This is a genomic window from Calothrix sp. 336/3 (genome assembly GCF_000734895.2).
Taxonomy (GTDB): domain Bacteria; phylum Cyanobacteriota; class Cyanobacteriia; order Cyanobacteriales; family Nostocaceae; genus 336-3.
In genome coordinates, this window is the sequence record NZ_CP011382.1 from 4857668 (window position 1) to 4879032 (window position 21365).

The following is a 21365-nucleotide window of genomic DNA, read 5'->3' on the forward strand; positions in this document are numbered from 1 at the left end:
CTAAATCTACATAGGATACGCATAGAATACTATATATCTTTATATCCGTAGAAGTAGATTTTTAAAGATTTCATGTAGAACATCAATGTTTTAGATGAAAATATTGAGATTTAATCAAGATGTTACAAATCTGAAATCTTGTGATTGCAAAAATGTATTTTTCTTGGAACCTGATTTCCGTAAAATCATAAAATAATTCTCGCGGCAAAATATTTCACCAGTTATGTCAGCTACACAACATAGCTTTTAATCATCTGACAAGGATGCCTAAATGCCAAATTTTATGTAATCTGATAAGATTTTCACGATCAGATAATTGAGATGAAGGCAAAAATTAATCAGGGTGCCAAATTGATGACTTCCCCCCAACAATCACTATTTTTCCGTAACATATTTCGATGCAAATGCATAATTACGGTACATTCAATCAATTAACCTCCCTGAGTTTATTAAGACACCTGACTAATTCTGCTGATAGTACTTGTTTACAAGTATTTGGTCAGTCTGTTTCCTGGTCTATTTACCTAGAGGAAGGGAAAATTATCTATGCAACTCATTCTGTTGAACCATTTGATATTCTAGAGCGACATTTACGTCGTTTTAGTCAACATATTCCCACCCTGACGAGTGAAGTTCGTGTACAGTTACGTTTGTTATTTGAGTTAGAAGCTAATCAAGAACTACTCAGCTTCGATGATGTAAATCATGAACGGAAAATCATTAATCTATCTCCTCCAGAATATCAAGCAATTTGCTGGTTAATTAATCAAAAATATTTACAAGCTAATCAAGCAGCAATGTTAGTTCAGGAGATTGTGAAAGAAGTATTGCAATCATTCCTCCTAGTGAAAAAAGGTAGCTATGAACTCAAAAATGGTAGCCAATTAACACCAGTAATTTGTAAATTAAATACAAATAAGATTCTCGAACGTAGTCAGCAAAGAATCATCGATTGGCAGTCATTAGCACCAGAGATTAATTCTCCCTATCAACGTCCGTACCTGAGACTCAACTCCCATCAAGACAGCTACAGCTTACCAGGTGTACAGCCAGAAATGACCGCGCAGATGAAAGGTTTTAGCTTGCGTCATTTGGGAACTATCCTCCAACAAGATGAATTAGAACTAGCAAAAAAACTATACCCGGCGATTAAGAATGGGACAATTGTTTTGCATGAACCAGATCCACCTTTTGACAGATTGCCAAAAACATATATTTCCCTGAAAGAAGAATTAACCTTGCTGCCAGAGAAGAAACATTGGGACAATATTAATACCGTCACATTCGGTCAAATTCCAGAAACCAGCAAAACTTTTTCCTTACCAGAGCAGTATGATGTACTGACCCAAGAGGAGACAGAAAACCATCAAACAATTCTTCCAGCAGGAATTTCCAGTCTTTCCCAGGAAACTGTCCCTAGTCGGCAAATATATAAAATAGTCTCCGTGGATGATAGTCCGACAATCTTAAGGGAAATTAGTCGTTACTTAGAAGATGAGAATTTTTCTGTCGTAGCAATTAACGATCCCCTGAAAGCTATCATGTCGATTATTCGTCATAAACCAGACATGATTTTGCTGGATTTACATATGCAGGGTATAGATGGTTATGAGCTTTGTCGTTTGATTCGGAATAATTCTATTTTCAGAGCCACACCAATTTTGATGGTTACGGGTAGCAAGGGAATTATCGATAGAGTCAAAGCTCGGTTAGTAGGTGCATCTGGATACTTGACTAAGCCCTTTGACCGCGCAGATTTACTGAAAATGGTGTTTATGCATTTGACATAGAGAAATATGTATCAATCGGCAATTTAGTATTATCTATCACTTCCTAAATATGTTAGATTGGGCAGTCATCAGAAGTAAGTCAGGTGGGAATACTGCTGGGTTGGGAATTGTCAACTGAGAATTAGACAAGGGTAAAAGTCAATATCTTGTTTCCTCTGACTCAATATGGAGGCAAGCTACCTCTCGCAAAATCAAGACTTTAGCCGATGATGGGGTAAGGAAACCTTTACTCTCCCTGGAGCTAGTTCCGAAGTTTTGCCTGAAATGTGAACGTTATGGGCATTGACACAAACGATAATTTTATCCTTTCACCCAAACTCTATCGGGGTTCACTGAAGTTTCTTCTGATACATATTTATGGAAATTCTCGGAAGAATTAAATATGGCAACTGTTCTAGTGGTTGATGATACACCCTCCCAAGTGGAGCTAATTAATAGTTTTTTAAGTGACAGTGGTTATGACGTATTGACAGCATATAATTGTCGGGATGGGATGGAGAAAGCTGTTACCCATCAACCAGATGCGATTATTACTGATGTGGTGATGCCAGAAATGAGCGGTTTTGAATTTTGCCGCAAATTAAAGAAAAATCCAGCTACTGCCAAATTACCTATCATTATTTGTAGTTCCAAGGATAAGGAAATTGACAGGATTTGGGGAATGCGTCAGGGAGCGGAAGTTTATCTCACCAAACCATTTACTAGACAACAATTACTGCGAGCGGTGACGTTGGTTGTAGGTTAAGACGTAGTAGGATGATTCAAGGGAGGGGGTTGACTGGGAAAATTTTCCTGATACTCCCTAGCGATCGCCTAAGTAATACACAAATAAATTCTACAATCCTCTACAAATTTGGTTGTAGAGACAGGGGAGTGAGCAAAAATCCCTTGGTTGGGGTATGAAATAGGCAAGTCCTCATACAATCACAGACAAAGACGGTTTTTATAGAATCCTGACATTTCATGCGTATCTCGTTAAATTGGCTAAAAGAACTAGTAGAGATAAAACTTGATCCCGAACAGTTAGCAGAGACGCTGACGATCGCCGGGTTTGAGGTAGAAGATATAGAAGACCGTCGCACTTGGGCTGATGGTGTGGTTGTTGGTAAAGTTTTAGAACGCCAACCCCATCCCAACGCAGATAAATTAAGTGTTTGTCAAGTAGACATTGGTACAGGAGAAAACTTAAATATTGTCTGTGGTGCGAGTAATGTTCGTGCTGATATATACGTTCCCGTGGCAACTGTCGGGACTTACTTACCAAACATTGATTTAAAAATCAAACCAGCAAAATTACGGGGTGTCCCATCCCAGGGAATGATTTGTTCCCTGAAAGAACTCGGTTTACCCACTGAAGTTGATGGCATTTATATCTTTCCTCTGGAAGATATGCAATTGGGTAGTGATGTGCGTCCATTGCTGGGTTTAGATGATGTGATTCTCGATGTCACTGCCACAGCTAACCGAGCAGATACCTTAAGTATGGTCGGTATCGCTAGGGAAGTTGCTGCCCTCACGACAGCAGATTTATATATCACCCCACCAGAGCCAATTACAGCAGTTGGGAATACAGGTAACTTGGCAGTTAAAATCGCAGATACTCAAGCCTGTCCTGCATACTTTGCTACAGAAATTCAAAACGTCAAAATTGCTCCCTCCCCCGAATGGATACAGGTACGATTACGGGCAGCCGGGATGCGTCCTATCAATAATGTTGTAGATATTACCAACTACGTCTTATTAGAATGGGGGCAACCACTCCACGCCTTTGATCGAGAAAGATTGTTAAGTGTGGGAGGGGGCAACAAATTAACCGTGGGTGTGCGTTTTGCCAACTCTGGAGAATCCTTAAAAACCCTTGACGGACAAACCCGTAATCTGGCAACTCAGAACTTATTAATCACTGCCAACGATAAACCAGTATGTTTAGCTGGGGTGATGGGAGGAGAAGAAACAGAAGTTCACGAGGGAACAACAAATCTGATTTTAGAAGCAGCTCTGTTTGAATCTGTAGCTGTCCGTCGTTCCTCCCGCAGTGTCGGTTTACGTAGCGAATCCTCTGGAAGATACGAGCGGGGTGTCAACAGCGCAGGTTTAGAAATTGCCTGTCATCGTGCTTTAAGTCTCATCACGGAAATTGCTGGTGGACAGATTACAGAGCAAGCAGTTAGTGATACCCGTCCCGATCCCAGTACTGTGACTCGTACCATAGAGTTACGTTTGGAGCGAGTCAATCAGGTTCTTGGACCAGTATACCTGGGAGAGAAAACCGGAGAATTACAACCTGGGGATGTGGAAAGTACTCTCACCGCTTTAGGATGCCAGGTGACAGCAACTGGTGCAGGAACTTGGACTGTGGTGGTTCCCCCCTATCGCTACCGTGATTTAGAGAGAGAAATTGATTTAATTGAAGAAGTCGCCCGTCTCTACGGTTACGATAACTTTTGTGATACTCTCCCCGAAAAGACCGAAGCTGGTTATATCCCCGTAGATTTAGAACTGGTACGTAAGCTACGGGCTTGTATGCGGGCAGAGGGGCTGACAGAATTGATGCAATACTCCCTGGTGAAGCCAGAAGCCGGAACCCATATAGTTCTTTCTAACCCCCTCCTAGCTGAGTATTCTGCCCTGCGAACAGACTTAATTTCCGGGTTAATTGACGCTTTTCAATATAACTTGGAACAGGGTAATGGTTCCCTGAACGGTTTTGAAATTGGGCGAACTTTCTGGTCAGAAGAAGAGGGATTACGAGAAGCGGAGGCGATCGCCGGGATTCTGGGGGGCGATACCACCTCTAGTAAATGGTCTACAAGTGGGCGAGAACAGCCTATGACCTGGTTTGAAGCCAAGGGAGTCCTGGAAAGTATTTTTCAGCAAATGGGCGCTCAGGTCGAATACCAGCCCGATTGTCGTGATTCTCGCCTCCATCCTGGACGTACTGCCTCTCTGTGGTTAGCAGGGACTCGTCTGGGAATTTTTGGGCAACTACACCCCCAACTTCGACAAGATAAGGGTTTACCTGATGCTGTCTATGTCTTTGAACTGGACTTAGATGTTTTGCTAGATACTCTAGAACGGGATGAAATTCTGGTTCCTACCTTTAAAACCTATTCCACTTTCCCGGCTGCGGACAGAGATATTGCCTTTTTTGCACCAGTGCAAATTACTGTTGCTGAGATTAAGCGAGAAATTACCAAAGCTGGTAAAGGATTACTCGAATCAGTGGAACTATTTGATGAGTACCGTGGTAGTAACGTTCCCCAAGGACAACGGAGTTTAGCCTTTCGTCTGATGTATCGAGTAGGCGATCGCACCCTCACAGATACAGAAGTCGAACCTGTACATAACAAAGTTCGAGAAGCTTTAGTAGAAAAATTCGGCGTTGCCCTCAGAAGTTAGTTTTGAGGTTATGGGGAGTAGAAAAAAGTTATCAAAAAACCTCCCCTTTCCCTTCCTCTTTATCCCTAACCCTTGCCCTGAACAAAAAACCATGCCCAAATACATCATGTGGGGTTCCTATTGCGAAGACGTTTTAGAAAAACGTGTCCCCCATCGCCAAGCACATTTAGACGGACTAGCCCAACAAAAAGCATCCGGTGTACTAGTTACCATTGGTCCCACCAAGGATATCACCCAGGTGTTTGCTATTTATGATGCACCAGATGAAGAGACAGTCAGGCAATTAGTGGAAAATGACCCCTATTGGCAACATAGTATCTGGACAGAATACTCTATCAAAGAGTGGATACAAGCAATATAAAACTTAAGCTACCCTAAAATGCACGGAGTCTAGAAACATTGCTTTTTTGTTTTCTGACCCGTGTTTGTTCGTATTCCCAGAGAGGTTAAATCCATGCATCTCAACTGGAAACGTAATCTTTTACCCACCTTAGTGGCTACCAGCTTCATCGGAACAACCGTAATTCCGATAACACCTGCCCAGGCAGATGATAAGATTCTGCGAGACTTGGGTATTGGTGCTGCTGCTGGTGTCGTCTCCGGTGCAGTTCTCAAGGATGGCTCAGTGATTAATAATGCCATTAATGGGGCTGCGGCTGGTGCTGCTGTGAATGCTGCCCATGGTTCCAGACGAGGATATAAAAAGAAAAAACGCAACCTAACTCAAGATGTGGGTGTGGGAGCTTTAGGTGGTGCGGCATCTAGCATTATTACGAACCGTCGTCGCCCTTTGAATAATGCTGTCAAGGGTGCTGCTGCTGGTGCTGCAATTCACATTTTGACTAAGTAGCCATCATGAACTGCGTACACCAGGACAGATGAAAATAGGCATTGGGCATTAATTATTTCTCCCTTGTCCCCCTTGTCTCTCTTGTCTCCCAGTTCCCCTGCTTTTTCAAGTCAGATGACTCTGGTTAGTATGTGATGTTTGTGGGGAGGAAAGATTTCCTCCCTGAATGGGTGATTTTTATTTATCCCTTCAAAGCTTTACGAAAATTTTGGCGATAGGATTTATTGGCGATTAGTAATGCGGGCCACAATAAGGCTAGAGTAATACGACTGGCTAAGGTTTGGTTAAAATTAGTTCTTTTATACCCTTTCCAAAATTTCCACGCACCAGCCACGTAGACTACAATCAATCCCACAATAATCAGCTTCATCTAGATCAACTCCGCAAGGTACTGCCAGAATTCTAATCAATTACTAATTAGATTCAGGTTTTGAGATTTCTATACTTTCAATTTTAGCGACTACAAGTATAAACAAAGGCAAATCGCGTAGCGGAACGGAGTTCTATCACCCCAGCTAGAAATGGCTTCCTTACCCTTGTTTCCTTACCTTGATAGCTTCAGCTATCCAGATGCCGATCAATGATTTGCATAATATTTTCCATTTTCTCTGCCCTACCCCCTTATCAGCAGTCCCAGACAGTCCTAAACTGAAGGTGAGAGTTGAAAGGCAGTCGGGAGCAAATTTGTGAAAAAAGTTTTAGCAATCATTCTCGGCGGTGGCGCGGGAACGCGCTTGTACCCGCTAACCAAGTTACGCGCGAAACCAGCAGTACCAGTTGCAGGTAAGTATCGTCTCATCGATATCCCTGTCAGTAACTGTATCAATTCAGAAATTTATAAAATATACGTTCTGACTCAGTTCAACTCAGCTTCCTTAAATCGTCACATTGCCCGCACCTACAGTTTTGCAGGTTTTAGTGAAGGATTTGTGGAAGTCCTTGCTGCACAGCAAACACCAGATAGCCCTAGTTGGTTCCAAGGTACTGCCGATGCGGTACGTAAGTATTTGTGGCTATTGGAAGAATGGGATAATGAAGAGTTTCTTATCCTTTCTGGTGATCACTTGTATCGCATGGACTATCGGCAATTTTTGCAACGTCACCGGGATACAAATGCAGATATTACCCTTTCGGTAATTCCTATTGACGATCGCCGTGCTTCTGATTTTGGTTTAATGAAAATTGATGAAAGCAACGGTCGAGTAGTCAGCTTTAGTGAGAAACCGAAGGGTGATGAATTAGCACAAATGCGTGTAGATACCACCATCCTGGGATTGACACCAGAACAAGCCCAAGCACAACCCTATATTGCCTCTATGGGGATTTACGTCTTCAAGAGAGAAGTACTAATCAAACTCCTGAAGGAATCCCTAGAAAGAACAGATTTCGGTAAAGAAATTATTCCCGATGCCGCGAAGGATTATAACGTCCAAGCCTTTCTCTATGATGGCTACTGGGAAGATATTGGAACCATTGAGGCATTTTACAACGCCAACTTGGCTCTTACCCAACAACCCCTACCTCCCTTTAGTTTCTACGATGAGCAGGCTCCAATTTATACCCGTCCTCGCTACTTGCCACCAACGAAATTATTAGATTGTAATGTCACCCAATCGATGATTGGCGAGGGTTGTATTCTGAGAAATTGTCGGATTACTCACTCTGTTTTAGGTGTGCGATCGCGGATTGAATCCGGCTGTATCATCGAAGATTCCTTGCTCATGGGTTCGGACTTTTACCAAAATTCCGCCGAACGTCAATGCAGCTTGACTAAGGGTGATATTCCCGTTGGGATTGGAACTGACAGCATTATTCGTCGTGCCATTATCGACAAAAATGCTCGCATCGGTCACGATGTCAAAATTATCAACAAAGATAATGTGCAAGAAGCAGAACGGGAAAAACAAGGTTTCTATATCCGTAGCGGTATCACTGTCATCTTGAAAAATGCCACCATTCCCGACGGAACAGTAATTTAGTAGTGATTGCTAACTATCGTCCATGACTCAATGGTGATGTTGAGTTTTGCTTGAGAAGAAATTAATCTGTATGAGTCAGACTCTTAATTCCTCCTTACTCCTTGCATCTCTAGCACAGATAATATTTCCCTCACAAAACTCTTCTCAACCATCATTGATTTTGTTGATTGGGCTACCTGGTAGCGGTAAATCAACCCTTGCCCAGAAAATTTTACAAGAATGCCCCCAGATGCGTCTCCTAGGGACTGATGCCATCCGGGGGCAACTTTTTGGTAATGAGGCAATTCAGGGGTCTTGGTTGCTAATTTGGCGGGAAATTAGACGACAATTTTCCCAAGCCCAATCTCAAAATCAGAGTATCATTTTCGATGCGACCAATGCTCAACGCCGTCAACGTCGAGATATGATCAATTTAGCCCGTGATTCCGGGATGGTCACGATTACAGCTATTTGGTTGCAAACTCCTGTCTGGTTATGCTTGGCACGGAATCGCAATAGGGGACGAAAAGTCCCAGAAGATGTGATTTTTCGGATGTATCGTCAGTTGCGGGATGTTCCTCCATCTACCACGGAAGGAATAGACCATATCCTTACCTTAATGTAGACTTTGCCAATTTCCAGAAAAAATACTTTCTGTAGCTAGAGATATTCTCATTAAATCTTCCCTTAATAGGGGGGGCCAATCAACACCAACTTTACGTCCTGCGGCAAATAACATTTGTGTTTTAATCGTGAGTTGATATAGAGCGTAGGCTAAATCTTTGTCAATAGTGCTAGCGTCTTTGAGACCTTCAAACACCACTTTTAAGGCTAGTAAGAGGGAGGTAATTTGACCAGGTACGGGGGGTTTACCCTGCTGCATCCTCCGCAATAGGGCATCCTGGCTGTCGTCCGTGGTGATAGTTTGGTCGATTAAGAACTTGCGAGCAGTTTCGTAATTCATGGGAACACAGGCAATTGCATTGGAGATGGAGAATTGGGCTTGAGAATTACCCTCACCCAGTGTACTCTGTCCCTATCTTCCACTTAGTTCCGATTCTACCAATGTTTAGACCTGAACCAACCCCACCCCAACCAGGACAGGAATCCGTCTGGGATTATCCCCGTCCCCCCCGTTTGGAAGCGACAAACAAACATATTCAAATTATTTTTAATGGCGTGGCGATCGCTGATACTCACAATGCTCAACGGGTACTAGAAACTAGTCATCCTCCTGTCTATTACCTACCTCCAGCAGATATCCAGATGCAATACCTAATTCCTGCTTCTGGATCGAGTTTTTGTGAATGGAAAGGGTTAGCGGGTTATTACAGTATCAGCGTTGGTGAGAAAAAAGTGCAAAATGCCGCCTGGTTTTACGCTAATCCGACAGCTAATTTTACTGCTATTGAAAATTATGTCGCTTTTTATGCGCACCTCATGGATGCTTGTTATGTCGATGGCGAAAAAGCTGAACCCCAACCGGGAAACTTTTACGGTGGTTGGGTGACAAGTGATATTGTGGGACCTTTTAAAGGAATTCCTGGTAGTTGGGGATGGTAGTCTCTGTAGTGGCGATATCGCCTGGAAACGTCTGTGCAAATTTCCGCCACAATTAGGATGATGAATTCCAATAGTAGATATTATCAAAAACCTATGTTGTACCCCAAGTTATAATTCAAACCCATTTTCCTATAGTTTGTACGCTGATAATCTCTATTACAGAGATATAATTATCATGCTATTTTCCCGAATTCTACTGACTTATTCTTGAGTTAGTTGTAGAAAATTCCTAATAACTATTCCCAACCCATCAGAAACATCAATAGATTCCCTAATATTTGCCAAAATATCCTTTTCTCTTTTTTTATTTCTATTTTGCCCAAATTTGCCCCAACTATGGCAATCTGAGAAACAGAACGTCTTTTAATTTGACATTTTCGCTACAGCAAATTCACCTAATGAGGTTATGCAAACTCTGCCTACGCTGACAACTGCGAATGCCGTACCCAGTCAACCCACCTTTGATACGACTATTAAACGGCGCAAAACCCGTCCCGTAAAAGTTGGCAACGTCACCATTGGAGGAGGTTATCCCGTGGTGGTGCAGTCAATGATTAATGAAGACACCCTAGATATAGATGGTTCTGTAGCTGGAATTCGTCGCTTACACGAAATTGGTTGCGAGATTGTCCGTGTTACCGTACCTAGCATGGCTCATGCCAAAGCGCTGGCGGAAATTAAACAAAAGCTAATTGCAACATACCAGGATGTACCTATTGTTGCTGATGTCCATCATAATGGCATGAAAATTGCTTTAGAAGTCGCCAAACATATCGAAAAAGTACGGATAAATCCAGGGTTATATGTATTTGAAAAACCCAATCTCAACCGTACAGAATACACACCAGCAGAATTTGATGAGATTGGCGAAAAAATCCGCGAAACGCTAGAACCTCTGGTGATTTCCTTGCGTGATCAAGGGAAAGCCATGCGTATCGGTGTCAATCATGGTTCTTTGGCAGAAAGAATGTTATTTACCTATGGCGATACCCCAGAAGGAATGGTGGAATCTGCCCTAGAATTTATTCGTATTTGTGAGTCTTTGGACTTTCACAATATTGTTATTTCCATGAAAGCGTCACGAGTTCCTGTGATGGTAGCAGCTTATCGTCTGATGGCGAAGCGTATGGATGAATTAGGGATGGATTATCCCCTCCATCTAGGTGTGACTGAAGCTGGTGACGGTGAGTATGGACGGGTGAAATCAACCGCAGGATTAGCTCCTCTCCTTGCCGATGGTATCGGTGATACGATTCGCGTTTCTCTCACCGAAGCACCCGAAAAGGAAATTCCTGTGTGTTACAGCATTCTCCAAGCCCTGGGACTGCGAAAAACCATGGTGGAGTACGTTGCTTGTCCTTCCTGTGGCAGAACTTTATTTAATCTCGAAGAAGTACTACACAAAGTCAGAGAAGCCACTAAACACCTAACTGGTTTAGATATTGCCGTTATGGGTTGTATCGTTAATGGTCCCGGTGAAATGGCTGATGCTGACTATGGATATGTAGGCAAAACTCCTGGTTTTATTTCTTTATACCGTGGTCGGGAAGAAATTAAAAAAGTCCCGGAAGACCAAGGTGTGGAGGAATTAATCAACTTAATTAAAGGGGACGGACGTTGGGTAGATCCCTAGGTTGAGAAGCAAAAATCGGGTTTCTATGGGTGGAGTATCTCATCAATGGGAAACCCGCTTTCTCTTTTAACCAAAGACTCAATATTTACTGATAAATCTACCTTCAGCCCAAATCTGTTAAATAAATTTTGTATCAGTAATTACTGTCCTCACCGGATTAACCAGTATTTTATTGGAAATAACAAAATATGCTCAGTCCTTACAGTGGTAGCCTGTGTTAGATTGGGCATACTGACAATAAATCATTTTCCCCCTCTGACGCAGCTGTCACTATGGTAATTACAAGAAGTGGACTTGTTCTGGGTGCTACGGCGGTGACGCTCTCTGTGATTGCAGTTACTAGCCTTGGCATTCACTCACAAGGACAAGCTTTATTTAAAGAAAGTCCGAAAGAATTAATAGATGAAGTTTGGCAGGTAATTCATCGCCAATACGTAGATGGTACTTTTAACCAAGTAGATTGGCAGGCTGTTCGTCGTCAGTACCTGAACAAGTCCTATACCAACAGGCAAGAAGCATATAAATCCATTCGGGAAATGCTGAAATTGCTGGATGATCCTTATACCCGATTTATGGATCCGGCTGAGTTTAAAAATATGCAGGTGGACACATCTGGTAAGCTCACGGGTATTGGGATTCAAATTGGCTTAGATGAAAAGACTAAGAAACTGACTGTCATTGCTCCCATTGAGGATACTCCAGCTTTTCGAGCGGGATTATTGGCAAAGGATATTATTACCAAAATTAATGGTAAGAGTACAGAGGGAATGGACACAAATCAGGCAGTTGGACTGATTCGTGGTGAAGCTGGAACCAAAGTTACTTTAACCATCTTACGTAACGGTAAGGCGAAGGATTATATAATTACCCGTGCGGAGATTGAAATTCATCCTGTGGAATTTTCTCAGCGACAAACCCCCGCAGGGAATGTCGGTTATATTCGCTTGAAGCAGTTTAGTGCGAATGCAGCGAAGGAAATGCAGGGTGCAATTAAGAATCTGGAACAGAAAAAAGTTGTGGGCTATGTTTTAGATTTACGAAACAACCCTGGTGGTTTGCTGTTTTCCAGTGTGGATATCGCCCGGATGTGGATGAGTAAAGGTACTATTGTTTCGACCATCGACCGTCGGGGTGAGGTTGATAGGGAAGTGGCAAGTGGTAAATCTTTAACTGATAAGCCGTTGGTGGTAATTGTTGATAAAGGTAGTGCGAGCGCTAGTGAGATTCTTTCTGGTGCACTGCAAGATAATAGACGTGCGGTAATAGTTGGTACACAGACTTTTGGTAAAGGTTTAGTACAGTCGGTGCGTCCTTTGGATGATGGTTCGGGATTAGCTGTAACGATCGCCAAGTACCATACACCTAGTGGGAAGGATATCAATAAACATGGTATCGACCCAGATGTGAAGGTGGAAATGACTGATAAGGAACGTCAAGATTTATGGTTGCGCGAACGGGATAAACTGGGCACACCAGCAGATAAGCAGTTTGCGAAGGCTGTGGATATCCTGAAGCAGGAAATAACGAAAAAAGGAACTACGACGAGCGCGGAAAATAAATGATGACTACTGGAAGATGACTCACACTGGTTGACATTTTCCAGATCTAATTAAACCAATTCTACGGGCGATCGCTTCTCCTTGAGATGGGAAGGGTCCCCATTTTTCTATTTTTTCAGGTTTTTCTGTATCCTGATTTTCTGGAATGTCGCGAATAGTCACTATTTCGCAGTTCCCTGAGGGTTGCTTGACAATATACCAAGATTGTGAGTTTTCCATTGTTAAATCTCTTGATATTAGTTTTCTAGAATATTTAATAGATTGGTTTTAGAACTTGGGTAAGGGGATGTTTCGATTCTGAATTTCTCACACTCTAGAATTCTCACTCATGATGCAAAATCTGTTTTGTTCAAGGTCTGACAATTATGGATTTTACCAAAAATCTTCCGTTTCAACTTAGATTCGGAACTTAAAGAATTATCAGATGCTTATCAGGGTTTCACACCTTTTCCTTTTCCCTATCACCTTTCTCTGAGAAAACCTGTAAAAGGGGATGAAATTTCATTTCTCAATTTTACTACTTTAACGAATAAATCTGCAATCTGATATATGCATTAGTTGTTAATATTATATATATTATAATCTCATAACTGATTCGCATCGAGAAATAGCCCAAGCTTATAAATACTGATGGAAACTACCGTGAGTCGTCCCATTCGTTTTGACAATCATCCTTTTAAATTTCTGTTGTATTTAGAATGGTTTTTACTAGGATTTGCCATTATTTCCTCTAGCTTACCCTATCCTTGGCATCGTTATTCTGCGAGATTTCCCGAAGCGACTATTTGTTGTTTATTAATATTTTGCTTGATGGGTTTGCAGTTACCTACAGGTAATAGAAGGAGCAAAATCATCTATACGGTTGTAGAATTTTTATTGATTTTGATCACTGGTCAATTTGGGATTAAAACGGCACGATTATTTCCTTTTTTATTTGTAATTATTGTGACTCGTAGTTGTCTTATCTTCGGTTTAAAAGGGCGGGTAGTAGTTACAATCTTAGCATTTTTGAGTTTTTTAGTGACATTTCAGCAAAGATTTCCGAATTTATCACCTAGGATATTAAGACATGAAAGAGTTGAATTTATTCAAGAGAAGCTGTTATTTTTTCAACTAAGCTTTGCTCTACTTTTTGGCTTATCCCTGGTATTTATTTTATTATTAATGAATACTCTCCTATCAGAATGGAAAAATAGAGAGCAGTTGGCAGATGCTAATCAAAAATTACGTAAATATGCATTAAAAATTGAGAATCAAGCGACTTTAGAAGAACGAAATCGGATTGCTAGGGAAATTCATGATTCCTTGGGACATTCTCTCACTGCTTTGAATTTACAGCTAGAAACGGCGGTTAAATTATGGCAATCGAACCCAGAAAAAGCTTTATTATTTCTGACTCGTGCAAAGGAATTAGGTTCTAAATCTCTCCAGGATGTGAGACAATCTGTTTCAACTATGCGCTCCAATCCCTTACAGAATCAATCTTTAGAAGAGGCGATCGCCAGTTTGATAGAAAATATTAATCGCTCTACTGGTCTGATGCCGATATGTAATATTCAGATTCATGCTATCTTATCAACGGAGGTAAGTATGGCGATTTACAGAATTATTCAGGAGTCCCTGACAAATATTTGTAAATATGCGCAAGCCACCCAGGTGATATTAGAATTAATGACTGTTGACAATCATATTTTACTCCGAATTATTGATAATGGTATTGGGTTTAATCTGATACAAAATACTACGGGTTTTGGTTTGCAGAGTATGCGCGATCGCGCTCTGTCTTTAGGAGGAAATATTTATATAGATACCGCTCCTAATCGTGGTTGCACAATTGAAATTAAAATACCCTTATCTGAGTCTTAAGTGCTTAATTTTAAGTAAATATTTATGGTAGATATTTTATCTAAATTCATAAGTAGGATTATACAGATTCATCATAATCTCTTTTTACTGAATATATCCCTTTTCATGACTTCCCATAGATGACAAATCCTATCAAAGTTATACTCGTAGATGATCAATACCTCATTCGTCAAGGGTTAAGAGCTTTATTAGAATTAGAAGCAGATTTAGAAGTAGTCGCAGAAGCAGAAAATGGGAAAATCGCCCTAGAATTAATTGCTCAATTACATCCAGATGTTGTATTAATGGATATCCGTATGCCAATTATGGATGGAGTTGCAACAACTAAGGAAATTTACCAACGGTTTCCCCTTGTAAAAGTATTAGTTTTAACTACCTTTGATGATGATGAATTTGTCACCACTGCATTACAAAATGGAGCAATGGGCTACTTACTTAAGGATACACCTTCAGAAGAGTTAGCTGTGGCTATTCGTGCTGTTTATAAAGGATATACTCAACTAGGACCAGGTATCGTAAAAAAATTACTGATGCAATTTTCTCGAACTTCGGAAAAAAATTTACTAACGCCTCCTGATAGTTTAGCAGAATTAACACCTAGGGAGAAAGAAGTTTTACGTTTAATTGCTACAGGAGCAAGTAATAAAGAAATCTCTCAGATTTTATACATCTCGGAAGGTACTGTGAAAAATCATGTCACAAATATTTTAAATCGCTTAAATTTGCGCGATCGCACTCAAGCAGCAATCTTTGCTAATTCTTTTTTACCCTATCTGAATTAAAATATAATGTTAATCAGTCAAGAGACCAGGGAATTGTATTTTACTGATTTAGATACTCCGATTGGCAAAATAGTTAATTTAACTATTGCCTGTTTGATATTTCTCTCTTCGATGATATTTGTCATTGAAACTTATGATATTTCTGATGATGTTCGTTTTTGCTTAGATGTAGTTGATAATATTATCGTTATTTTATTTTTGGTTGAATACCTTCTCAATTTTTGGAGTGCTAATCACAAAATCAAGTATATTTTCAGCCTATACTCAATTATTGATTTAATGGCAATTTTGCCTCTATTTTTTGGTACTGATATTAGTTTTATCCGTTTGTTGAGATGGTTTCGGATTTTAAGGTTAATTCGCTTTTTAGATAAAAAATCCTCCTTCAGTTATATTGCTCAGGAAGACAATCTGATTTTTGTGAGGATATTATTTACCTTATTTGCGATTATTTTTGTTTATTCTGGCTTAATTTATCAGGTAGAGCACCCCGTCAATTCTCAAGTATTTAGCACTTTTTTAGATGCGTTCTATTTTTCTGTTGTGACAATGACAACCGTTGGGTTTGGAGATGTCACACCAATTTCGGAATTAGGACGTTTATTGACTGTATTAATGATATTAACAGGGGTTGCTCTAGTTCCCTGGCAAGTAGGTGATTTAATTAAGCGATTAGTCAAAACAACAAATCAAGTCAACATTATTTGTGCTAATTGTGGCTTGGCTTTTCATGACAATGATGCTAAGTTTTGTAAACAATGTGGAACTAAATTGAATATTTATGTACAGCAAGAATAACTTTGCCTATAGATATCAAATTAGTCTTTAGAAAAACTTCTTTCCTCTTTTTTTCAGGATGATGTCAGAGAATCATCAAAAAAGTATGAATAAGTATACTTTAAAGGTCATATCTTCAGTACTAGAAGCGATAAAATGGAATGAATAGTTAAGCTCCTCACACCAATTAGCCGTGATTAAACATGATGTTTCACGGCTTTTATTTTTAGTTATATTCAACTGGATTATTCTGTTGTTTTAAGACAGCGGGAATTGTTGCTATAATCCGAGTCGCGATCGCGTCGGGTGTTTCATCCCCTGTGATTGTAATCTGTAAGTCTGCTTGCTTGTATAATCCTTGACGTTCTTCCAGTAGCGATCGCAGTTTCTCTTCTAAATGGCTATCTTGAAGTAATGGTCTGGTGGTATCTTCAGCTAAACGCTGACAAATTACTTCTACAGGGGCATCTAACCACACAACTAAGCCATGACGCAAGTAACTCCAATTTTCCCGTCGGAGGATAATACCCCCACCAGTAGCAATACACAAATTTTTATAAGCACAAACCTGTGCCAAAATATCACTTTCTAGCTGACGAAATGTGGTTTCTCCCTCTGTGGTAAATATTTCATTAATCGTTTTACCTGTAGCCGTTTCGAGTAAACTGTCAGTATCTAAAAACCTGTATTTTAATTGACGTGCGAGTAAATTTCCTACCGTAGTTTTACCAACACCCATCATTCCAATTAAGTACAAGTTAATCCCTTTTAATAAGTTACTCACTAGTGACTACACTCCCTTTCTGCATCTCCAACTCCTAGTTAGTCTGGGGGAATTGGCAAATAAACTAATTATTTCTTACTCTACATTAAATTCTTGACTGGGAATAACTTTCACGGATATATCTTTTCAATTGTGTTTCTACGGTTGTCTGCATAAGTAGGCAACTATTGTCATTGGCGGCTAACTGGAAGTTTGCTTCGATGAGCTGCTCAATAATATATTCTATCAATATGGGTGTTTGGCGAAACACAAAGTTTTGATTTTCAATCAGACAACGTTTTTGCAATAAGTCTATGGCTTCTAAGATTAATCTCTGGGAAACTGGGGGAGAAATACTTTTCTGTAACTGTGATAGGGAAATAAATTCACCATTTAATGCTAGCCAAGAGATAACTTGTTTTTCTAAGTTATAAAGACGGGAAAATTGCTGATCAAAAATTGTGCGAATTTCTCCAAAAACTAAGGTATTCTGAGCTAAAAAATCACCGACATCACCAGAAAATAAATCGGCGATCGCGGTTGCAACTAGCTTGAGAAATAGGGGGTTCCCGGCATAAATTTGGATTAATGTTTGAGATTCCACGGGAGAAATTTCCACTAACCCCTTATGGAATAGAATTTGCTGACTATCTTCTACAGTTAAGCTTGTCAATTTGTAACAACGTACAGGTAAAGTATTCCCCTCTAAAATTGCAATTTCCTGGGGTTTTTCTCGAGTTGTAACTAATAGACAGCTTTGATGTCGAGTATCACCAATTCTTTGAATTAATTCTCCATATCCTTCATAACCAGGGCTATATTTAATTTGAGGATAAAACTTATCTATATTTCCTGAAGATTGGGGATTATCAAATGTTGCTTCTATACCATCTAAAATAATTAAACATCGAGAAACCCTCAAACAATCTATTAAGAGAGAAATTTGATTTTCTAATCGGGGAATGTAGTTAATTTCCCTGTCTGTATCGGGAGAGAGAAAGTTGATGATCTCTGACAAGATGATTTCCGGTTTGGGTGCGAACTTTAGCGATCGCCAGATGACAAAATCAAAGTCTTCTTGGATATCTACCGCTAACTTCACCGCTAAAGCGGTTTTCCCAATTCCTGCACTTCCCAAGAGTACAACTAAACGACATTGGTCTTGATTAATCCAACTTTTTAACCGCGATAACTCTGGAATTCTACCATGAAAATAACTGACATCGACCGCTTCTCCCCAATCCTGTTGTGGAGTGGAAATCATCGATATGTATTCCCCAACCATTTTTTCACTGAGAGACATTTGATTATTGACAGCATCAATTTTGAACCAAAGTTTTTTATAACCAGCTTGTTCTAATAGATGAGTCACCCGACTCCAGTTTTTCACCTTCACAGTGTTTCCAGACTGGATACTTAACATTTCTTCAATATATTTATATAATCCATTGGAAAGATATACTCGCACCGTACTACTGCTGCGACTTTGATAAACTGTATTGGCAATTTCTGCGGGACTTAATCCACACAATAAACCTCGCAAAAACTTCTTTTCTACAGGTGTGAGTGACTTTCCCTTTGCGGATGCTAAATCAATATATAACTTATCTAGCTCCCAATGATTTTTAGCTTCTTTAAATTCCTCTTCTAAGCTTGGTGAATCGATTATTGTCATTCTTGTATTTTTTAATATTTTGATAATATATTCATCCTATTTGTTTTGGTTGCAGATTTATCGATTTTACTCAACCAAATTTTCTATTATCAATAAAATTTGACATTTATTGCTCATATTTTTGATTCATGATTAGATTTTTTACTGTTAATGATTGAGTCAGATAAATTCAGATTTGACAGCCCATAAATAACTAAATGCACCCATATACTAACGATTTTTTTTGTAAACTGATAGTAAATACAGAGTGAAGTTATAACGAATTTCATAACATTCGTTAGGTGACTACTTGATGTTTACTTCGGTATCTTTAGGCTTAATAGAAATTTAATAAGGCTTGATGGAAACTTTATTTAAACTATGTTGATCAAGGAGAAGAGCAGAGGAATGATTTTGCTAGGCAGAAACACTACTGTGTTCTTAATCGTACAAAATAAGGGGAATGAAGATGAAAATTTTAATGGCTAATACCTTGATTTTTAGGCTAGTTTATCAACATCTGCAAAATAAAAAAACGACTTACCTGTATAAAGAATAACTGTATTTATTAAAAAAATGGCAAAATTTTGATTAAGAATTATCTGGCAGTTTCTTTGGTAAAGTCCAAGACTGCGATCGCCGTTACAGATTTTTGAGTCAGAAAAAGCCCGAATAAGAAGAGTGTGGTCGTTTGAGGGTTAAATTTTATGATGCGGATTCGTGATGTTGTGCAAAAAGCTTTAGTAACTGGATACTTAACAGTCGAAGCAGAAAATCAACTCCGGCAATTGCTGAGTACCCGGTATGAGTTGGAAGACTTCAACGCTTTTATGCTCCTGCAAGAAGCTGCCATGACAGGGAAAGTCAGACAAGAATCCCGTGAACAGCGTTGCCCCACCTAGTACCTCTGGGTAGAATTCAAAATATGTCCTGCGGACACGCTATGCGTTAGGAAAGCTCCTCCACAGGAGGCACAAAATTCAAAATTCAAAATTCAAAATTACCGGCGAGGACGCTTGTTTCGATTTTCAGAGTCATCAAAATCTTCATCATCCTCTGAGAAAATTCCCCAATCATCATCGTCATTATTGCCATCATTGTCATCATTTACCAGATCCTCGGCTTGATTTTCATCTGGTGGTTGATAGGGGGGAATAATTACACGGTAGTCAGCATCGAATACAGACTCAGTTTTACCAACTCCAGAGTTTTTCGGTTCACGGTAGCTGTAGGAATATACCGAGCCAGATTGAGACTTACTTTTCACATCTTGCTGACGCTCGTAGCTTTTACCATCCTGAACCTGAGTTTTTGCAGATGGGGGAGGTGTTTCCCTCTCCTCATCAAAGTCCCAATCCTGCGGACGATCAATGTCTTCCCAATCGCCATCATTATCACGACTAGAAGTCGCTTTTTCCGGGGATGGAGTGGGAGCGCGAGGGGGTTTTTCCTCTTTGGACGGACGCTGGGTAGTTGTCTCTTTAAAAGTGGATTTCCTGGAGGAAGTCGGACGTTTTTCCCCTGCCAGAGAATTAGCAATTGGAAATAAACTGGTAATAACTAAAGAAGTAATTACACCCGCAGAGGTAGCAAACAAAATCCAAATCGCCAACGGTAAGGATTTTGTGCGTACACCAAAAAAAACTAACGGTAGGACTGGAGACCAGTTTTGTGCTAGTAATAGCGTTAGTCCTCCGAGTAGTGCAATTAACAAGATTAAACGAAATAAAGCCATACTCTAGGCAAAAAGTAAAAGATAAAAATAAGAGTTTATATCAAGTTAGGGTAATTGCTCATAGGTAATGAGATGATGTTTTTCTTGATTACCCTTTGGACTTCGGTATGAGCGCTACTTCGAAAAAGCTCCCTTCAACTCAGGGTATCGCAGTACAAGTCAGTCGAAAGCTGACTCTCAGAACAAAACCCATAACCTATTTACTAACCCACAGAAATTATCATGATGTTGCTGCTGTCATTACTTTCTTCCTTCCCAGCGTTGGATGGGAATACAATCTATATCTAATTGATCTAAGGCACGGGCAACTACGAAATCAACCAAATCTTCAACAGTTTGCGGATGATGATACCAAGCTGGAATCGCTGGGACTATTCTCGCACCTGCTTCTGCTAGGGTTGTTAGATTTCGTAAATGAATTAAGCTAAAAGGTGTTTCCCTCGGCACTATAACTAATTTACGTCCTTCCTTCAGTTGAACATCAGCTGCTCGTTCCAAGAGATCAGAACTTAAACCTGCGGCTAATTTAGCGACTGTACTCATACTACAAGGCATGACGAGCATACCCAAAGTGCGGAAAGAACCGCTAGCAATATTTGCTCCCACATCTCCCGATGAATGACATCGCAGTTTCCCTGAGTTTTCTACCTCTGCTTGTTGTCGCCAAAATAGCTCTTGTTGTATGGGTTCGGATGGCATACGGATATCTTGTTCCGCTTGCCAAACCATGTAGGTGGATTTAGAAGCTACTAGTTCAATATGATAATCAGCTGCCAGGAGATATTTCAGGGCTCGCACTGCATAGATTAAACCGGATGCACCAGAGATTGCCAGAATCAGGGGTTTTGGGGGAGTGGGAAGCATGGATAAGGTGTAAAAGGTAAAGGGCAAGGAAAACCACAGGGAAAAATTAGGATGGGTTGGGAAACACGATTCCTAGAAATTTCTCTTTTGTGTAACCACGAGTCGTGCTGATTCCTGATTGATTACATCCGGTGAATATATAAGGTTGGTTGTTAGGGAAAACCGGGTTTCT

The 21365-nt window shown here is 40.2% G+C and carries 21 protein-coding genes; 14 read left to right on the forward strand and 7 right to left on the reverse strand.

Annotated elements, in window-relative coordinates:
* The first annotated feature begins 404 nt into the window (after positions 1-404).
* The 5 genes from IJ00_RS20185 (at position 405) to IJ00_RS20205 (ending at position 6039) form a co-directional block, all read left to right on the forward strand.
* Positions 405-1790: a response regulator gene (locus tag IJ00_RS20185; protein ID WP_035159371.1), complete on the forward strand. Its 1386-nt coding sequence runs from the start codon at positions 405-407 to the stop codon at positions 1788-1790.
* A 382-nt stretch (positions 1791-2172) separates the two neighbouring features.
* A complete protein-coding gene (locus IJ00_RS20190; protein WP_035156030.1) occupies positions 2173-2535 on the forward strand; it encodes a PleD family two-component system response regulator in 363 nt (120 codons plus the stop codon).
* A gap of 218 nt (positions 2536-2753) precedes the next feature.
* Complete coding sequence (gene pheT, locus IJ00_RS20195; protein ID WP_035156032.1) at positions 2754-5189, forward strand: phenylalanine--tRNA ligase subunit beta; 2436 nt, start codon at positions 2754-2756, stop codon at positions 5187-5189.
* Between the two features lie 91 nt (positions 5190-5280).
* Positions 5281-5550 (forward strand): YciI family protein, encoded by a 270-nt coding sequence (locus IJ00_RS20200; RefSeq protein WP_035159372.1) that lies wholly within the window; start codon positions 5281-5283, stop codon positions 5548-5550.
* Positions 5551-5643: 93 nt separating this feature from the next.
* Positions 5644-6039 (forward strand): hypothetical protein, encoded by a 396-nt coding sequence (locus tag IJ00_RS20205; protein WP_035156034.1) that lies wholly within the window; start codon positions 5644-5646, stop codon positions 6037-6039.
* A gap of 181 nt (positions 6040-6220) precedes the next feature.
* On the opposite strand, the gene IJ00_RS20210 is transcribed toward IJ00_RS20205, so the two are convergent.
* Positions 6221-6409: a hypothetical protein gene (locus IJ00_RS20210; RefSeq protein ID WP_035156036.1), complete on the reverse strand. Its 189-nt coding sequence runs from the start codon at positions 6407-6409 to the stop codon at positions 6221-6223.
* 316 nt (positions 6410-6725) lie between these two features.
* On the opposite strand from IJ00_RS20210, the gene IJ00_RS20215 reads away from it, so the two are divergent.
* A complete protein-coding gene (locus IJ00_RS20215; protein WP_035156038.1) occupies positions 6726-8018 on the forward strand; it encodes a glucose-1-phosphate adenylyltransferase in 1293 nt (430 codons plus the stop codon).
* A 70-nt stretch (positions 8019-8088) separates the two neighbouring features.
* Positions 8089-8622: an AAA family ATPase gene (locus IJ00_RS20220; protein ID WP_082127365.1), complete on the forward strand. Its 534-nt coding sequence runs from the start codon at positions 8089-8091 to the stop codon at positions 8620-8622.
* On the opposite strand, the gene IJ00_RS20225 is transcribed toward IJ00_RS20220, so the two are convergent.
* Positions 8614-8961 carry a hypothetical protein gene (locus tag IJ00_RS20225; protein WP_035156046.1) on the reverse strand — a complete coding sequence of 116 codons (348 nt, stop codon included), beginning with the start codon at positions 8959-8961 and terminating at the stop codon, positions 8614-8616. The two genes, IJ00_RS20220 and IJ00_RS20225, sit on opposite strands and share 9 nt — an antisense overlap.
* Before the next feature lie 101 nt (positions 8962-9062).
* On the opposite strand from IJ00_RS20225, the gene IJ00_RS20230 reads away from it, so the two are divergent.
* The 3 genes from IJ00_RS20230 (at position 9063) to ctpC (ending at position 12755) form a co-directional block, all read left to right on the forward strand.
* The gene (locus tag IJ00_RS20230) at positions 9063-9560 is read left to right on the forward strand and encodes a DUF427 domain-containing protein (RefSeq protein ID WP_035159374.1); all 498 of its coding nucleotides are present in this window, start codon (positions 9063-9065) and stop codon (positions 9558-9560) included.
* Positions 9561-9966: 406 nt separating this feature from the next.
* Positions 9967-11193 carry a (E)-4-hydroxy-3-methylbut-2-enyl-diphosphate synthase gene (ispG, locus tag IJ00_RS20235; protein WP_035156048.1) on the forward strand — a complete coding sequence of 409 codons (1227 nt, stop codon included), beginning with the start codon at positions 9967-9969 and terminating at the stop codon, positions 11191-11193.
* A 272-nt stretch (positions 11194-11465) separates the two neighbouring features.
* A complete protein-coding gene (gene ctpC / locus IJ00_RS20240) occupies positions 11466-12755 on the forward strand; it encodes a carboxyl-terminal processing protease CtpC (protein ID WP_035156051.1) in 1290 nt (429 codons plus the stop codon).
* An 18-nt stretch (positions 12756-12773) separates the two neighbouring features.
* Here the strand turns inward: ctpC and IJ00_RS20245 are convergent, their stop codons facing one another.
* Positions 12774-12971, reverse strand: coding sequence for a hypothetical protein (locus IJ00_RS20245; RefSeq protein ID WP_035156052.1), 198 nt, complete (start codon positions 12969-12971; stop codon positions 12774-12776).
* Positions 12972-13394: 423 nt separating this feature from the next.
* On the opposite strand from IJ00_RS20245, the gene IJ00_RS20250 reads away from it, so the two are divergent.
* The 3 genes from IJ00_RS20250 (at position 13395) to IJ00_RS20260 (ending at position 16198) form a co-directional block, all read left to right on the forward strand.
* Positions 13395-14618, forward strand: coding sequence for a sensor histidine kinase (locus tag IJ00_RS20250; protein WP_035159375.1), 1224 nt, complete (start codon positions 13395-13397; stop codon positions 14616-14618).
* 119 nt (positions 14619-14737) lie between these two features.
* On the forward strand, positions 14738-15400 hold the full coding sequence (locus IJ00_RS20255; RefSeq protein ID WP_035156053.1) for a response regulator transcription factor: 663 nt from the start codon (positions 14738-14740) through the stop codon (positions 15398-15400).
* Between the two features lie 6 nt (positions 15401-15406).
* Complete coding sequence (locus IJ00_RS20260; RefSeq protein WP_035156056.1) at positions 15407-16198, forward strand: ion transporter; 792 nt, start codon at positions 15407-15409, stop codon at positions 16196-16198.
* 205 nt (positions 16199-16403) lie between these two features.
* On the opposite strand, the gene IJ00_RS20265 is transcribed toward IJ00_RS20260, so the two are convergent.
* Complete coding sequence (locus IJ00_RS20265; protein WP_035156059.1) at positions 16404-16961, reverse strand: shikimate kinase; 558 nt, start codon at positions 16959-16961, stop codon at positions 16404-16406.
* 85 nt (positions 16962-17046) lie between these two features.
* A complete protein-coding gene (locus tag IJ00_RS20270) occupies positions 17047-18615 on the reverse strand; it encodes an NACHT domain-containing protein (RefSeq protein WP_035156061.1) in 1569 nt (522 codons plus the stop codon).
* 686 nt (positions 18616-19301) lie between these two features.
* On the opposite strand from IJ00_RS20270, the gene IJ00_RS20275 reads away from it, so the two are divergent.
* Positions 19302-19496 (forward strand): hypothetical protein, encoded by a 195-nt coding sequence (locus tag IJ00_RS20275; RefSeq protein ID WP_035156064.1) that lies wholly within the window; start codon positions 19302-19304, stop codon positions 19494-19496.
* 98 nt (positions 19497-19594) lie between these two features.
* On the opposite strand, the gene IJ00_RS20280 is transcribed toward IJ00_RS20275, so the two are convergent.
* Positions 19595-20329, reverse strand: coding sequence for a hypothetical protein (locus tag IJ00_RS20280; RefSeq protein WP_035156066.1), 735 nt, complete (start codon positions 20327-20329; stop codon positions 19595-19597).
* 240 nt (positions 20330-20569) lie between these two features.
* Positions 20570-21193: a flavin prenyltransferase UbiX gene (locus IJ00_RS20285; RefSeq protein WP_035156069.1), complete on the reverse strand. Its 624-nt coding sequence runs from the start codon at positions 21191-21193 to the stop codon at positions 20570-20572.
* Positions 21194-21365 lie beyond the last annotated feature (172 nt).

Bases quoted from the DNA above. Each gene is read 5' to 3' on its own strand.
- IJ00_RS20185 (WP_035159371.1), top strand. From the start codon at position 405: ATGCATAATTACGGTACATTCAATCAATTAACCTCCCTGAGTTTATTA.
- IJ00_RS20190 (WP_035156030.1), top strand. From the start codon at position 2,173: ATGGCAACTGTTCTAGTGGTTGATGATACACCCTCCCAAGTGGAGCTA.
- pheT (WP_035156032.1), top strand. From the start codon at position 2,754: ATGCGTATCTCGTTAAATTGGCTAAAAGAACTAGTAGAGATAAAACTT.
- IJ00_RS20200 (WP_035159372.1), top strand. From the start codon at position 5,281: ATGCCCAAATACATCATGTGGGGTTCCTATTGCGAAGACGTTTTAGAA.
- IJ00_RS20205 (WP_035156034.1), top strand. From the start codon at position 5,644: ATGCATCTCAACTGGAAACGTAATCTTTTACCCACCTTAGTGGCTACC.
- IJ00_RS20210 (WP_035156036.1), bottom strand. From the start codon at position 6,409: ATGAAGCTGATTATTGTGGGATTGATTGTAGTCTACGTGGCTGGTGCG.
- IJ00_RS20220 (WP_082127365.1), top strand. From the start codon at position 8,089: ATGAGTCAGACTCTTAATTCCTCCTTACTCCTTGCATCTCTAGCACAG.
- IJ00_RS20225 (WP_035156046.1), bottom strand. From the start codon at position 8,961: ATGAATTACGAAACTGCTCGCAAGTTCTTAATCGACCAAACTATCACC.
- IJ00_RS20230 (WP_035159374.1), top strand. From the start codon at position 9,063: ATGTTTAGACCTGAACCAACCCCACCCCAACCAGGACAGGAATCCGTC.
- ispG (WP_035156048.1), top strand. From the start codon at position 9,967: ATGCAAACTCTGCCTACGCTGACAACTGCGAATGCCGTACCCAGTCAA.
- ctpC (WP_035156051.1), top strand. From the start codon at position 11,466: ATGGTAATTACAAGAAGTGGACTTGTTCTGGGTGCTACGGCGGTGACG.
- IJ00_RS20245 (WP_035156052.1), bottom strand. From the start codon at position 12,971: ATGGAAAACTCACAATCTTGGTATATTGTCAAGCAACCCTCAGGGAAC.
- IJ00_RS20255 (WP_035156053.1), top strand. From the start codon at position 14,738: ATGACAAATCCTATCAAAGTTATACTCGTAGATGATCAATACCTCATT.
- IJ00_RS20260 (WP_035156056.1), top strand. From the start codon at position 15,407: ATGTTAATCAGTCAAGAGACCAGGGAATTGTATTTTACTGATTTAGAT.
- IJ00_RS20270 (WP_035156061.1), bottom strand. From the start codon at position 18,615: ATGACAATAATCGATTCACCAAGCTTAGAAGAGGAATTTAAAGAAGCT.
- IJ00_RS20275 (WP_035156064.1), top strand. From the start codon at position 19,302: ATGATGCGGATTCGTGATGTTGTGCAAAAAGCTTTAGTAACTGGATAC.
- IJ00_RS20280 (WP_035156066.1), bottom strand. From the start codon at position 20,329: ATGGCTTTATTTCGTTTAATCTTGTTAATTGCACTACTCGGAGGACTA.
- IJ00_RS20285 (WP_035156069.1), bottom strand. From the start codon at position 21,193: ATGCTTCCCACTCCCCCAAAACCCCTGATTCTGGCAATCTCTGGTGCA.